15 protein-coding genes and 1 pseudogene are annotated in these 12,894 nt (G+C 71.1%); 7 read left to right on the forward strand and 9 right to left on the reverse strand.

The annotated features are described in order from the left end of the window. Positions 1-195: 195 nt before the first annotated feature. Complete coding sequence (locus AB0F81_RS31435; protein ID WP_360203076.1) at positions 196-687, reverse strand: hypothetical protein; 492 nt, start codon at positions 685-687, stop codon at positions 196-198. Between the two features lie 144 nt (positions 688-831). Between AB0F81_RS31435 and AB0F81_RS31440 the strand changes: the two genes are divergently transcribed. Continuing rightward, positions 832-1,518, forward strand: coding sequence for a CBS domain-containing protein (locus tag AB0F81_RS31440; RefSeq protein ID WP_360203078.1), 687 nt, complete (start codon positions 832-834; stop codon positions 1,516-1,518). Between the two features lie 203 nt (positions 1,519-1,721). Here the strand turns inward: AB0F81_RS31440 and AB0F81_RS31445 are convergent, their stop codons facing one another. Both AB0F81_RS31445 and AB0F81_RS31450 read right to left on the reverse strand, forming a co-directional pair. Then, a complete protein-coding gene (locus tag AB0F81_RS31445) occupies positions 1,722-1,940 on the reverse strand; it encodes a PLD nuclease N-terminal domain-containing protein (RefSeq protein WP_360203080.1) in 219 nt (72 codons plus the stop codon). A 69-nt stretch (positions 1,941-2,009) separates the two neighbouring features. Next, complete coding sequence (locus AB0F81_RS31450) at positions 2,010-2,534, reverse strand: hypothetical protein (protein WP_360203101.1); 525 nt, start codon at positions 2,532-2,534, stop codon at positions 2,010-2,012. A 238-nt stretch (positions 2,535-2,772) separates the two neighbouring features. Here AB0F81_RS31450 and AB0F81_RS31455 point away from each other — a divergent pair, with 238 nt between their 5' ends. Further along, positions 2,773-3,048: a dsRBD fold-containing protein gene (locus tag AB0F81_RS31455; RefSeq protein ID WP_360203082.1), complete on the forward strand. Its 276-nt coding sequence runs from the start codon at positions 2,773-2,775 to the stop codon at positions 3,046-3,048. A 66-nt stretch (positions 3,049-3,114) separates the two neighbouring features. On the opposite strand, the gene AB0F81_RS31460 is transcribed toward AB0F81_RS31455, so the two are convergent. The 3 genes and pseudogenes from AB0F81_RS31460 to AB0F81_RS31470 form a co-directional block, all read right to left on the reverse strand. Continuing rightward, complete coding sequence (locus tag AB0F81_RS31460) at positions 3,115-3,537, reverse strand: universal stress protein (RefSeq protein WP_360203084.1); 423 nt, start codon at positions 3,535-3,537, stop codon at positions 3,115-3,117. A gap of 95 nt (positions 3,538-3,632) precedes the next feature. Next, positions 3,633-3,992 (reverse strand): annotated as a pseudogene (locus AB0F81_RS31465) (universal stress protein); the annotation flags it as partial. Between the two features lie 83 nt (positions 3,993-4,075). Beyond that, positions 4,076-4,417: a hypothetical protein gene (locus tag AB0F81_RS31470; protein WP_360203085.1), complete on the reverse strand. Its 342-nt coding sequence runs from the start codon at positions 4,415-4,417 to the stop codon at positions 4,076-4,078. Here AB0F81_RS31470 and AB0F81_RS31475 point away from each other — a divergent pair. Then, entirely contained in the window at positions 4,416-5,228 is an 813-nt protein-coding gene (locus AB0F81_RS31475) for a CBS domain-containing protein (RefSeq protein WP_360203086.1), read from the forward strand. The genes AB0F81_RS31470 and AB0F81_RS31475 overlap by 2 nt on opposite strands. A gap of 55 nt (positions 5,229-5,283) precedes the next feature. Further along, the gene (locus AB0F81_RS31480; RefSeq protein WP_360203103.1) at positions 5,284-6,210 is read left to right on the forward strand and encodes a universal stress protein; all 927 of its coding nucleotides are present in this window, start codon (positions 5,284-5,286) and stop codon (positions 6,208-6,210) included. Positions 6,211-6,227: 17 nt separating this feature from the next. Here AB0F81_RS31480 and AB0F81_RS31485 read toward each other — a convergent pair whose 3' ends face one another. From AB0F81_RS31485 to AB0F81_RS31495, 3 genes are all read right to left on the reverse strand, one after another. Beyond that, the gene (locus tag AB0F81_RS31485) at positions 6,228-7,193 is read right to left on the reverse strand and encodes a hypothetical protein (protein ID WP_360203088.1); all 966 of its coding nucleotides are present in this window, start codon (positions 7,191-7,193) and stop codon (positions 6,228-6,230) included. Positions 7,194-7,364: 171 nt separating this feature from the next. After that, entirely contained in the window at positions 7,365-8,363 is a 999-nt protein-coding gene (locus tag AB0F81_RS31490) for a transmembrane transport protein (RefSeq protein ID WP_360203090.1), read from the reverse strand. Continuing rightward, positions 8,360-9,250 carry an ABC transporter ATP-binding protein gene (locus AB0F81_RS31495; RefSeq protein WP_360203092.1) on the reverse strand — a complete coding sequence of 297 codons (891 nt, stop codon included), beginning with the start codon at positions 9,248-9,250 and terminating at the stop codon, positions 8,360-8,362. The genes AB0F81_RS31490 and AB0F81_RS31495 overlap by 4 nt, the downstream gene beginning before the upstream one ends. A gap of 187 nt (positions 9,251-9,437) precedes the next feature. Between AB0F81_RS31495 and AB0F81_RS31500 the strand changes: the two genes are divergently transcribed. The 3 genes from AB0F81_RS31500 to hppD all read left to right on the forward strand — a co-directional run bounded on the left by AB0F81_RS31500 (position 9,438) and on the right by hppD (position 12,616). Then, the gene (locus AB0F81_RS31500; protein ID WP_360203094.1) at positions 9,438-10,091 is read left to right on the forward strand and encodes a response regulator transcription factor; all 654 of its coding nucleotides are present in this window, start codon (positions 9,438-9,440) and stop codon (positions 10,089-10,091) included. 29 nt (positions 10,092-10,120) lie between these two features. Next, positions 10,121-11,260, forward strand: a complete 1,140-nt coding sequence (locus AB0F81_RS31505; protein ID WP_360203095.1) for a HAMP domain-containing sensor histidine kinase — start codon at positions 10,121-10,123, stop codon at positions 11,258-11,260. 336 nt (positions 11,261-11,596) lie between these two features. Next, entirely contained in the window at positions 11,597-12,616 is a 1,020-nt protein-coding gene (hppD, locus tag AB0F81_RS31510; RefSeq protein WP_360203097.1) for a 4-hydroxyphenylpyruvate dioxygenase, read from the forward strand. Positions 12,617-12,894 lie beyond the last annotated feature (278 nt).

The raw sequence follows: 12,894 nt of genomic DNA on the forward strand, positions 1-12,894 counted from the left end.
TCGACGTCATCTGGGCACTGCTGCGCGACGGCCGTGAGTTCCACCCCTCACCGCCGATCACCGCGAACGCGGCTTGACATGGTCATTGAAACTCCCTCGCCGGTTCTCCCTCCAGCGTGATCCGCGTCGATGTCTGTCGGGCAGTGCGGCACGGCCCGTCGGAACGGGCCGAAAGACCTTCGCGGTGCCGCCGGCTCAGGCGCGGGCGCGGGCGCGAACCGGGACCCGGGCCCGCGCCCGGTGCGGGTCACGCATGTCGCGCAGCGACACGCCGAGACCGTAGGTGACGTAGTGGCCGGTCGGGCGGATCTCCAGGACCGCGCAGCCGGCCCGCCGCCCGGGCGGGATCAGCCGGGCCAACCGCGGCACCCGGTCGAGGATCGCGGTGTGGTGGACGGTCGCCACCGCCGGGAAGCTGACGGTCGCCGGGGGAATCGGCGCCAGCAGCGACATGATGCCGCCGCGGCGGATCGGGACGGTGACGGCGATCAGCCCGGCGTCGGTGATGTGCCGGGCCTTCCAGCTGTTCTCCGCGACGGCCACATACATGTGGTCGCCCTGGCAGACGTAGAGCACGCCGCTGGAACGCGGCACGCCGGACGGGGTCACATGGCTGAGGACGGCGAACGACGCGTGGGCGACTGCGGCCCAGACGTCGCGGGCGGTCAGCGCGCTGCGGGTGGACATGGGGCACCTCCTCCTCCATGCCTACCGAGGTGGTGGCGCCGCCCGTAGGGCCGCAGGTCCCGGCCATGGGCCCGGGGCGCCGGGACGGTCGCCTCTGCCGCGTGGCCCCCGCCGGAACCTAGCGTGGCGGTGGAGGGATGTGTGATGAGGACCTGGCATGTCAGTGACGTGATGACCGCGGACGTGATCGCGGTCGGCCCGGATGCGACGTACCGCGAACTGGTGGACCTGCTGGCCGCCCGCAGCATCAACGCGGTGCCGGTCGTGGACGACGATCGGCGAGTTCTCGGCGTGGTCTCTGAATCGGACCTGCTCCGCAAGATCGAATATGTGGGCGCGGACGAGCCGCACTGGTTCGAGCGCCGCCGCCGCGCCCAGCTGCGCAAGGCGGCCGGGCGCACCGCCACCGGCCTGATGACGGCGCCCGCCGTCGTCGCGCTCACCAGCACCAGCGTCCGCAGCGCGGCTCGCCGGATGGACGCGGCCGGCGTCAAACAGCTATCGGTCGAGGACGGCCTGGGCCGGCTGGTCGGCATCGTCACCCGCGGCGACCTGCTCAAGGAACACCTGCGTACGGACCAGCAGATCGCCGCCGACGTGCGGGCCGCGGTGCACGCGATCGTGCTCGCCGAGAACGTCTCGGCCGTCAGCACGCGGGTCGAGCGGGGCGTCGTCACCCTGGCTGGCCGGGTCGAGCGGTGGTCCACCGCGACTCTGGCCGTGCGCTCCGCGCGCCTGGTGCCCGGCGTCGTCGAGGTCCGGGACCGGCTCACCTTCGACTACGACGACCACCGGCTGGCCGACCCGGTGCCGGCCGGCTTCGTCGCCTGAACCGCGACGGACAGCCAGCCGCCGACGAACCGTTCGGACGTCACGTCCGGACGGTTCGTGGCGACGGAGAGGACACGGTATGCCGGACCGGATGGCAAGGTGCTGGCGTGTCACGCCGGCTCGATCCCGGCCGGCGCGGCCCTTGATTTCGTGATGGCCGTGCTGCTCCACACCCTCCGCCCGGTGCTGGTGGTGCCTGACCGTCACTCGCCGCGCCGGCCGCTGATGAGGTAGGCGACCGGACCGACCGGCTGGATGAGCAGAACCGGCCACCAGAGCGCCTTCGGGCCGCGGACGCGGGCCCGGGGACGGCGGGCCAGGTCGACGGCGGCGAAGGTGGTCAGCGCCAGCTCCAGCGGCGCCAGCACCATGACCGCCCGGCGTTGCCAGACGGGCATGTCCTGCCAGGATGTGTGAGCCATGGGAAACCTCCACGAGGCTCCGGACGGTCGCGTCCGCGACCGTCCGGTAGGGATGCCGTTCCGATGGTGTCAGATCAGCCAGGGGTTGCGCTGGACGATGGGCAGTCGGGCCCACTGCCGGCCGAGGCCCCAGGTGTGCCCGGCGTAGGTGAGCGCGGTGACGACGGCGCCGATCGCGTAGATCAGGTGGTAGTCCATCACCGGGTTGGTCGAGTGGGTGGCCTCGCCGGAGGCGTTGGTCTGCGCCGGCGGGAAGTCGGCGAACCACATGAGCACCAGCATCAGCGTGGCGGCGCCGGCGGCGATGCGCATGCCGATGCCGAGGGTGAGCGCGACGCCGATGCCGAGCAGGCCGAGCATGAACAGCCAGTCGGCCCAGGCCTGGCCGGCGATGTCGTTGAAGAAGCCCTGGAAGGGGCCGACCTCGACGCCGGACAGGAAGCCCTTGGTGGGCGAGCCGCCGTTGACCCAGGCGCGTTCGGCGGGGGTGGCGTAGTTCCATCCGAAGGTCTTGTCGAAGAACGCCCACAGGAAGACGAACCCGAGCGAGATCCGCAGGACGGCGAGCGAACGGGCCGCCGTGGTGGTGAGCATCGAACCCGGCGCGGGCGCGTGTTCGAGATGGCTGGCCGCGTCGCGGCCGATGGTAGTCATTGTTTCCTCCTCACTGATGTCTCTCTATGGCTGACTATCCGCCGCGGGACCGGCCGCCACCCGGGCTGTCGGGCCCGAGTGTCCCGGGCCGAACGTCCTTTCACGCGCGCGGACCAACAGCTCTGTGAACCCCGGATCCTTCGCGGTCTGATGGGGAAGACCGCAAAGGAGGTACGCGATGACGCGCACTCGAACCTGGACCGTCGAGATCACCATTGACGAACATGAGGACGAACGGCGTACCCGTGCTGTCGCGGTGTTGCGCACCGAGGCGCGCCCGCAGGTGCGCGGCGAGGGTGTCGCCCGGCGCTCGCCCCGCGACCGGGAGGTGCCCGAGATCGGCGACGAACTGGCCGCCGCACGGGCCCTCGCGGATCTGGCCTACCAGCTGCTCGACGTGACCGCCGGCGACATCGAGGCGGTCGTGCACCGGCCGGTTCACCTGACCAGCTGACCGCGTGCGTTGCGGCGGGGCACCATGCCGGTGCCCCGCCCCGCGGCCGTCCTGGTGCCCTGACCGTCAGCCCTTCGGCGCCTGATCGCGCCGCACCACCAGCACCGGGCAGCCGGCCTGGTGCAGCAGCCGCAGGCCGGTCGAGCCGAGCACGGCTCCGGCGGCCACGCCGCGGCCGTGGCTGCCGATGACGATCAACTGTGCGCTGTGCGAGGCGCCGACCAGCGTCGACGAAGGGCTGTCGTGTGACAGCAGGGTGTCCACCGGCACCGCCGGGTACTTGGCTCGCCACGGCGCGAGCTGGGCGGCCAGGCATTCGCGTTCGACCGCGTCCTGCTGGGCCGTGTCGACGCGCTCGATCGGGATCCGGCCGAGCGGGAGCGCCAGGGCGGGCCGGTGAGAGCGGACGGCCACCAGGGTGGTGCCGCGGTCGTCGGCGGCGGTGAACGCCGCCTCCAGGACGGTGTCGGCGGTCTCGGAGTCGTCCACCCGACCGCGATCGGGCCGGCGACGTCGTCGCGGCCGCGGACCACGACGACCGGGCAGTGCGCGTGCTTGGCCACCCGCTGGCTCACCGAGCCGAGCAGCAGCCCGGCGAACCCGCCGCGGCCACGACTGCCGACGACCAGCAGGGCGGCGTGGCGCGACAGGTCGAGCAGCCGGGCCACCGCGGGCCCGATCAGCACCTGATATCCGACCTCGACACCGGGAGCGATGGCACTGGCCCGCAGGGCCGCGTCGTTGGCGAGCGTCGTGGCCAGCCGGCGGGCCGTCTCGAAGTGGTCACCGCCGACATCGTCACGCGATGCCGTCCAGTCCCAGTCGAGGACGTGGACGACGGACAGCGGTTGCCGTCGGCGTTCGGCTTCCCGGACGGCCCACCGTACGGCGGCGGTGCCGGGCTCGGAGCCGTCGGTGCCGACGACGATGGCCGGGATGTGCATGATTGCCTCCCTTGCGGGTCCTCTCCATCGATCGTCATGCGAGCCGACGGGGGAAATCAGGACGGATGCGGCCGGAAGGCCCGTCACGCGCGGCGCTGGGAACCCACCGCGCTGCGGCGGCCGAGACTGCCGATCAGGTCGATGGCGAGACAGACGAACAGAGCCACGCCCAGCTGTTCCACGGTCCCCACGCGGCGACGTCCGGAGTGCCCTGGATCAGCCAGACGATCAGCCAGATCACCGACATGGCGCACCTCCCGCTTCTCTTTCCACCGTGCCGGCCGACCGAGCCGGGCGGCAGGGCCGTTCGGCACTGATGCCGTCACCAGGTGCGGGCGAACGCTGAAGGAATGGCACAGACGATGACGGCCCCGGCCGAGGTCGACGAACGCCCAGTTCACCCAGCCGCTCGCGGTCCTGCTCATGGTGGCTGCGGTGCTCGCCTGGGCCGGGTTCGGCACGGCCGCGCTCGGCGCATCGGAACTGGCGTTGCCGGCGCTGTTCCCGCCGCTGGTGTGGGGCGTCGACGAGATCTACCGCGCGCGGATGCACCGCCGCGGGACCACCTGCGATCGAGGAGGAATCATGCGAGTCCGTGACATCATGACCAGCGCGGTCCACGTCGTCGCGGCCGACGCGCCCGTGGAGAGCGCGGCCGATCTCATGACCATGCACGCGGTGACCGCCCTGCCCGTACTGGACGGCGACGGCCTGCTCGTCGGCATGGTCAGCGACAGCGACCTGCTGTGGCACCGGGTCCCCGCGGAGCCCACGACGGACGTCCGCGGCCATCCCGACACCGACCCGGCGGCCCGGCCCGGCCTCGTCATGGAGATCATGTCGGAGTATCCGCTGGCCACGACGCCGGGCGCGGATGTCGCCGACGTGGCCCAGGTGATGCTGGACCACGACGTGCGCAGCCTGCCGGTGATGGAGAATCGCACGGTCATCGGCATCGTCAGCCGCCGCGACATCGTGAAGGCGATGGTCCGCGACGATCACGTGCTCACCGCCGACGTGCAGCAACGCCTCGACGAGTACTCCGGGCGCCGGGGCTGGTGGACGGCCACGGTCCAAGCCGGGACCGCCGTGGTCACCGGCCCGTTCCCGAACGAGCAGCAGCGCCGCATCGCCGCCGTGCTGGCCCGTGCCGTTCCCGGCGTGGCCGCCGTCCGGCTGGACCCCAGGCCCGGGACGAACGGCACTGTCACCCGGAGCAAGGCGGTGATGGCATAGAGGTAGAGGCGCCGGCGCGTCGCCGGCGCCCCGGCATTGGTGAAGAGGCGCCGTGATGACCGACCTGAGCAGGTTCCGGGCGGAGACCGAGGCCCGCCGCGCCGCCGGTGAGGTGCGGCACCCGAACCGCTACGGCGAAGTGATCAACCGTTACCTCGGCGCGGTCGACTACCCCGACCCGTACGCCGCCGGGCCGAAGCCGGCTCCGGCGATGCGGCCGCATCCGGTGTATGCCGCCACCGGCGTCGTGCTGGTCGGTGTGGACGACAGCCCGATCAGCTGCGTCGCGGTCGACCACGCCGCGATCGAGGCCGAACTGCACGGCTGGCGGCTGCACATCGTCACCGTGCGGCGCGGCGGCGCCGACCGAGCCGGGGCGGACCTGCTGCGGCGGCTCACCGACCGGGTGCACGCCAGTTCCCCGACGGTGCCGGTCACCAGCCGGCTCATCGCCGCCGCCCACCCTGCCCAGGCGCTGCTCACCGAGGTCGGCGACGCCGGGCTGCTGGTGGTCGGCCACCGGCACGAGGCCACCGCGACCGCGCTCGGCCGCAGTGTCGCTGACCGTGTGGGCCGGCACCACAGCGGGCCCGTCCTGGTGGTCCGGATGCCGGGCTGGCCATCCGGCGCTGAGTTCGGCGCACGGCCGCTGGTAGCTGCCGTCGACGGCTCCGGCCCGTCGCGGGCCGCCGTCGAGTTCGCTCTCGCGGAGGCGCGCAGCCGCGGCTGTGACGTCACCCTGCTGCACCTCGTGGGTGACCGGATGGACCTGGCCCGCCGCCTGGAGACCCGCGACGGCGTGCCGGTGCACCACCGGATTCTCAACGGCGACCCGATGACCGCGCTGGTCGAGGAGTCCAGCCGGGCCGCCGCGGTGGTGGTCGCCCGGCACGCCCACCCGGCGTTGTCCGGCTCACTGCTCGGCTCGGCCGCGCACCTGCTGCCGCACCGGGCGCTGTGCCCGGTGTTCCTGGTCGGTTGAGCCGCCCGCGAGTGGTCTCAGGCCGTCGTGGCAGCGCGGACAGCTACGGGTAGTGGCCACACGCAGCACAGGAGAATGGCCAGGATCGGCACCAGGGACAGGATGGCGAGCGGCTCGGCCCCGTAGATCACGAAACCGCCCCAGTACACCGAGGGCCCGGGGCCGTTGCGATGGGTGTTGGCCAGCAGAGACCCGGTCGAGGTCGGGATGTTGCCGAGACAGGCCGGGGCAAGCATCAGCAGCGTGGCGACGCAGAGCCCGGAGTACGCGCGCTGCCTGCCCCGGCTGTAGCGGCGCATGCGCCTGGAGGTGTAGAGCCCGAGCAGGGCGCCGAGCAGCGCGCCGGCAAGACCGCCGAGAACGGTGTCGCGCAGGTGGCCCGGCGGCTCGGCCCACATCAGGTTGAGTTCCAGGGTGGGCAGGTTGTATCCGTCGGCCTGGGTGAACTGCACGGCGGCGAGGTATCCGCTCCGCGTGCCGGTCACGTCGGCGATCACGGAGGGCGAGGTCGGTGGCCCGTTCCGCTGGACGGTGACCCGGACGTCCTGCCAGCCCTGTGCGCGCATGTGCTGGGTGACGGCGGCGGTGACCTGCTCGGCGCCGGCCTGCGGGGGTACGGTGCCGGTCACGTGGGCCCGGCCGGCCCGGACGCCGGTGCCGCCGTGCAGGGTGTTGTTGCTGTACGGGTTCCAGAAGGTGTGCCGCCCGAAGTGCTCGACGTCGCCGTGGACGGGAACCGGCAGGACCGTGCGGGCGAGTTGCGCCGCGGTGGCCTTGTCCGGCGCCATCGGGTCCACGTCGCGCCAGGCCAGCCACGAGCCGAGCGCGATGCCGCTGAGCCCGCCGAGCACGGCGGCGAAGGCGGCGACCACGAACGCCCGGCGCCCGAACTCGGCGGCGCGCCTGCCCAGGCCAGCCCTCAGCCGGTCGAGCGCCGCACGGGGCGTGCCGGCGGCGAGGGTGGGGAAGATCGGTCGCGGCATGCCGGCCAATATACAGTTGATCGTGCTATCGGCGAAGGCAGGCGTCGATGTCTCCGCCGGCTGCCGTGGGTTCCGCAAACGGCCGTCGGCCACCGCACGGTCCGAGGTTGTTTGCACAACGCTCAGACGATCGTGCGGTGGCCGAAGCTGGTTCTGACGGCGGCCGCCGGGTCAGACGCGGCGGCGGAGCCAGAAGAATCCGAAGCCGGCCAGCAGGGCGGTGATACCGACGTAGAGGGCCAGCTCGATCCACTGGAAGGACCAGTACCGGTTCGCCGGCTGGTAGGTGTACTCGAAGTGCAGGTTCTGTGCGGCCGTGCAGGCGAAACCGTCCGCCAGGTCGCCGGCGTTCGCGAGGCAGGGTTTCGCGTCGTCGCCGGTGTAGGGCGAGCCGTCCGGCTTGTAGAGCGGAGACGCCTCCTCCAGCGGCCAGCCGCCGGGGACGGTGTAACCGCGGATCTCGAAGGTGTTGTCCTGCTTCAGGTTGAGGCCGACCCCGCGGTTCATGACGGAGCTGTCGACGGTGACGGTCTTGGTGACCGGCGGCATCAGGTTCTGCCGCACCATCGTCGGGACCAGCAGCTGCAGGGTCGCGAAGACGGCCAGGGTGATCGCCATCGCCGGGATGGTGCGTCGCACGATCATGCCGACGACCGTGCCGAGGACGAACGCGAACAGGCCGTACCCGATCGGGACGATGTTGCGCGAGTCGAAGCTCAGCGCCGCGAACCGCTCGCCGATCACCTGGTCGTACCGGCTCGCGCTCCAGGTCAGCAGGAGGCTGAACAGGCCGGTCAGCACGGCGCTGGCCAGGCCGATGACGGTGAGCTTGACCGCCAGCCACCGGGTCCGGGTGACGCTCTGGTTCCACGCCAGCCGGTCGGTGCGCTCCTCCAGCTCCCGGGTGACCAGCGGGGCACCCCAGAAGATCCCGATCAGAGCGGGTACGGCGATCAGGGCCGCGCCGACGCCGAGTACCGCGTCGCCGTACTCGGCGCGAAGATCCAGCCGGGCGATGAAGCACGCGTCGGCCGCACAGTTGGCGATCCGGGAGTCGTAGAAGGCGCGGATCTCGTTGCCGAGATAGACGAGGTAGAGCGCGAGCAGCACCAGTGCGCCGCCGGCGGCCAGGGTCTGAGCGCGGAACTGTCGCCAGGTCAGCCAGATCATCGGATTGCTCCCGTCATGAGCGCGGAGGAGATGCTCGCGCCGGGGTTCGTGGCGCGAGTCAGGTAGGCGAGGGTCATGTCTTCCAGGTCGACGGCGGTGCCGCCGGGAACCGGCTCGGGTGAGCGGACGATCATCGAGGTCTCGCCCCGGGTCTGCTCGGTGTGGATCAGCTCGGCGCCGTCCGGGAGCAGGTGCGTGTCGGCCGAACTGCCGGTCAGCCGGTAGTGGATGGCCAGCAGGTCCGAGACGTCACCGGAGATCTGCACCCGGCTGTTGGCGAGCACGATCAGGTGGTCGGCGACCTGCTCCAGGTCACCGAGCAGGTGCGAGGAGAGGATGACGCTGACCTTCAGTTCGTCGACGAAGTCGAGCAGGTCGCGCATGAATCCGCGGCGGGCCAGCGGGTCCAGGGCGGCCACCGGCTCGTCGAGGACGAGCAGGTCGCCGCGCTTGGCCGCGGCGAGGGTCAGGGCGAGCTGGGCGCGCTGACCGCCGGAAAGCGAGCCGGCCTTCTGCTTGAGGTCCAGGCCACGCTGGCGGATCCGCCGCTCGGCGAGCTCGGCGTCCCACTTGGGATTCATCCGGGCGCCCAGCTTCAGGTGGTCGGCCACGCTCAGCCGGGTGTAGATCGGCGCGTCCTGGGCGACGAACCCGACCCGGGCGAGCTGCTCGGCGCTGTCCGCCGGCTGGTGCCCGAGCACCTTGATGCTCCCGCTGGTCGGCGTGATCATGCCGCAGACCAGCCCGAGGAGCGTGGACTTGCCGGCTCCGTTCGGGCCGACCAGGCCGATGATCCGTCCGGCCGGGACGGTGATCGTGCAGTCATCCAGCGCGAGATGACGGCGATACTTCTTGCTGAGGGCTTCCGTCTGGATGACCGGTGTCATCGCTTCCTCCTACGTTCGGTTCCGGACTCGCTTTGTCTGGGTCTCTTTGTACTGAGCGGCCGGTCACAGCACGGTCCGTGGCGCTGTGACCGCACTGTGACTGAAGTCCAATTAGCTTCGAATCGCGCCGGTCGTTGAGACTGGGCGTACAGAAGCCGGAGAGCCGCTGGTGCGGAAAGGGCGTGTGATGCGGGTACTCGTGGTCGAAGACCAACCGGACCTGGCCGACTCGGTGGCCCGGGTGCTGCGGCGGGAGGGTATGGCCGTCGACGTCGTCTACGACGGAGGGTCGGCGCTGGAGCGCACGTCGGTGGTCGATTACGACGTCGTGGTTCTCGACCGGGACCTGCCCGTGGTGCACGGTGACGAGGTGTGCCGCACGCTCATCAACGCCGGGTCGACGAGCCGGGTGCTGATGCTGACCGCCTCCGGCACCGTCGCGAACCGGGTGGAGGGGCTGGGCCTGGGCGCTGATGACTACCTGCCCAAGCCGTTTGCGTACGCGGAGCTGGTGGCCCGGATCCGCGCGGTGGCCCGGCGTTCCCAGCCGGCCGCGCCGCCCGTGCTGGTCCACGGCGACCTGCGCCTGGACCCGGCACAGCGGACCGCCACCCGGGCCGGCGCCCGCCTTCCGCTGAGCCCGAAGGAGTTCGCCGTGCTGGAGTACCTGATGAGTTGCGGCAGCCGGGTGGTGCCCGCCGAGGAGTTGCTCGACCGGGTCTGGGACGAGGCGGCCGACCCGTTCACCACGACGGTGAAGGCCACCATGAACCGGTTGCGGGCCAAGCTCGGCGACCCGCCGCTGATCGAGACGGTGCCCCGCGCCGGATACCGGATCTGACCATGCCGTTCGGACAGCACCCTCTCCGGTTGCGGCTGACGCTGCTCTACTGCCTCGTCTCGGTGATGTCGAGCGCGGTCCTGCTGGGCATCATGTGGGCACTGACCGGCAGTGTCCATCCGGGCGGGGGACCGCCGACGGCTCCCGCGCCGGTCGCCCCGCCCGCCCCGAACCCCTGGGCGAGCGGCGCCCCCACCGCCCCGGGGGCGGCGCCCGTGATCGAGTCCGGTTCCGCGTCGGGTGGGCTGGTCCAGCCCCTGATCGCGTTGGCCATCATGGCGCTGTTCTCGGTGGTCCTCGGTTGGCTGATCGCCGGCCGGGTGCTGCGCCCGGTGCTGACCATGACCCAGCGCCTGCGCCAGATCACCGATCGCAACGTGCACGAACGGCTGGCGATGCCGGGCCGGCGTACCGAGTTGAAGAATCTGGCGGACACCGTCGACGAGTTGCTCGGACGGCTGGAGGCCGCGCTGGACGGGCACAAACGGTTCGTCGCGAACGCCGCCCACGAGATGCGTACGCCGCTGACCGTCGAACGTGCGCTGCTCGAGGAGCCGCTGATCGACCCGGATGCCAGCCTGGAGTCGTTCCGGTCGAACTTCGAGCGGCTGCTGACGATCAGCGAGCAGCGCGGGCAGATGCTCGAGTCGCTGCTCACGCTCTCCACCAGCGAGCACGGCCTCGGCTCGGACGAGGTGGTGGACCTGGCCGGCCTGGTCGAGCTGACGTTGCGCGAGCGGGCGGCGGAGATCGAGCGGCGGGGACTGCGGGTCGAGACCGCGCTCGAGCCGACCCGGGTGCCGGGTGACCAGGTGCTGATCGGCCGGCTGCTGGTCAACCTCTGCGACAACGCGATCCACTACAACGTTCCCGGTGGCACGGTCGAGGTCACCGTGCAGCGCAAGACCGGCCGGGTGGTGCTCGCGGTGGCCAACTCCGGTGAGGTCATCCCGTCCGACCAGGTCGATCGGCTGTTCGAGCCGTTCCAGCGGATGCGCCGGACGGCCGACGACGGGCACCACGGCCTGGGCCTGTCGATCGTGCGCGCGATCGCCCAGGCGCACAGCGCGACGCTCACGGCTTCCCCGCGCCCGGGCGGCGGCCTCGTCGTGGAGGTGGCCTTCTCGCTGCTCGGCGCGGAACCGGTGGACGCCTCCGAGGCGTACTGAAGTTCGCCGGCGGGGTGGGACGAGCCGGGCCGCGCGACGTCGTGCGGCCCGGGGGAGCGTGCTCGTGGACACTCGGCCTCCTGGTCGATGCGCGGATGTGCGACTGCCGCTCCGGCGCGGTTGCACAGCGGAATTCGAGCCAGCATAAGCAGTTCGCCGGAAATGTAGAAAGCGTCGGCGCATTTCCATTGCGGTGGGTGTTCGACTGAGGCATTGGCCGCAGTTGAACACCCACGGTGCGGTTGCGCACCATGACCGGCATTGCGTTTATCGCGTCCCGTCTGTGAGGCTGCGCGACGTAACAAAAACCACGTCGCTCCGTGTTCGGGAGGCATCATGGCGGCACGGCAGATCGCATTCATCGAGATGTACACGAGCGAGCAGAAGACAACTGTCGACTACCTCGGTTCCGCGCTCGGTTTCACCCGGGTGGCTCAGTCGTCGGACGACGAGTCCCACTCGGTTCTGCTCCGTCAGGGGCAGTTGCAGATCGTGGTCACCGCCGGTCAGCGGGCCGTGGCGTTCCTCGACCAGCACGGTGACGGCGTCGCCGACATCGCGTTCGGATGCGACGACGTCGCGGCCACGTACGCCACGGCGGTCGCCGCCGGCGCCACCGATTTCGGCTCGTCCCGGGGTAACCCGGTCGTCTCCGGTTTCGGGCCGGTCCGCCACACGCTGGTTCCGGCGAGCGAGGACGTGCTGCTCCCGCCCGGTCGCGACTGGACGCCGCTGCCCGCCGAGAGGGCGCCGCAGCAGCGGATCAACCTGCTCGACCACGTCGCGATCTGTCTGGAGACGGGCACGCTCGACCAGCACGCCGACTTCTACACCAACGCGTTCGGGATGAGCCGCTACTCGTCGGAGTTCGTCGACGTCGGCGGCAGCTCGATGGACTCGGTCGTCGTCCGCAGCGACTCGGCCGAGGTGACGTTCACCCTGGTGGCGCCCGGTTCGGCGACCGGATCGGGGCAGCTCAACGCGTTCCTTCAGCGCAACGGCGGACCCGGGGTGCAGCATCTGGCGCTGCTGGTCGACGACATCATCACGGCGGTGTCGGAGGCCACCGAGCGGGGTGTCACGTTCCTGCAGACGCCCGGGTCCTACTACGACGGGCTCGGCGAGCGGTTCCCGGAGATGTCCACGGTGATCACCGGGCTGCGTGACACCAACGTGCTGGCCGACCGGGACGAGTGGGGTTATCTGCTGCAGCTGTTCACCCGGTCGCCGTACCCGCGGAACACCATGTTCTACGAGCTCATCCAGCGGCAGGGGGCCCGCGGTTTCGGCAGCGCCAACATCCGGGCGCTCTACGAGGCCGTCGAGCGCGACCGGCTCGCCGCCGCCGCCGACTGAGCCAGTCCCGTCCGTCCGCGCGCCCCATCCGCGCGGCGAACCGCGGCCCGGTCGACGGCGACCGGGCCGCTTCGTATGAAACGTCACCTGTCAAGTCGTGTTCAACTATTCCGTTCCGTTGCGGTTGAACAGTGTGCACACCGTTCGAGTGCTGCCTTGTTCGATTGCCGGTAATGCGTTGGAATTCTGGCCACCGGTTGTGTCCCGCGCGCCTTTTCACGCCCGCTCCGCGGGTGAATTCTTTCCGCTGCGCGACAAGCTTTTAGGGAGATGCGTTG

Source organism: Actinoplanes sp. NPDC024001, from assembly GCF_040638955.1.
Taxonomy (GTDB): domain Bacteria; phylum Actinomycetota; class Actinomycetes; order Mycobacteriales; family Micromonosporaceae; genus Actinoplanes.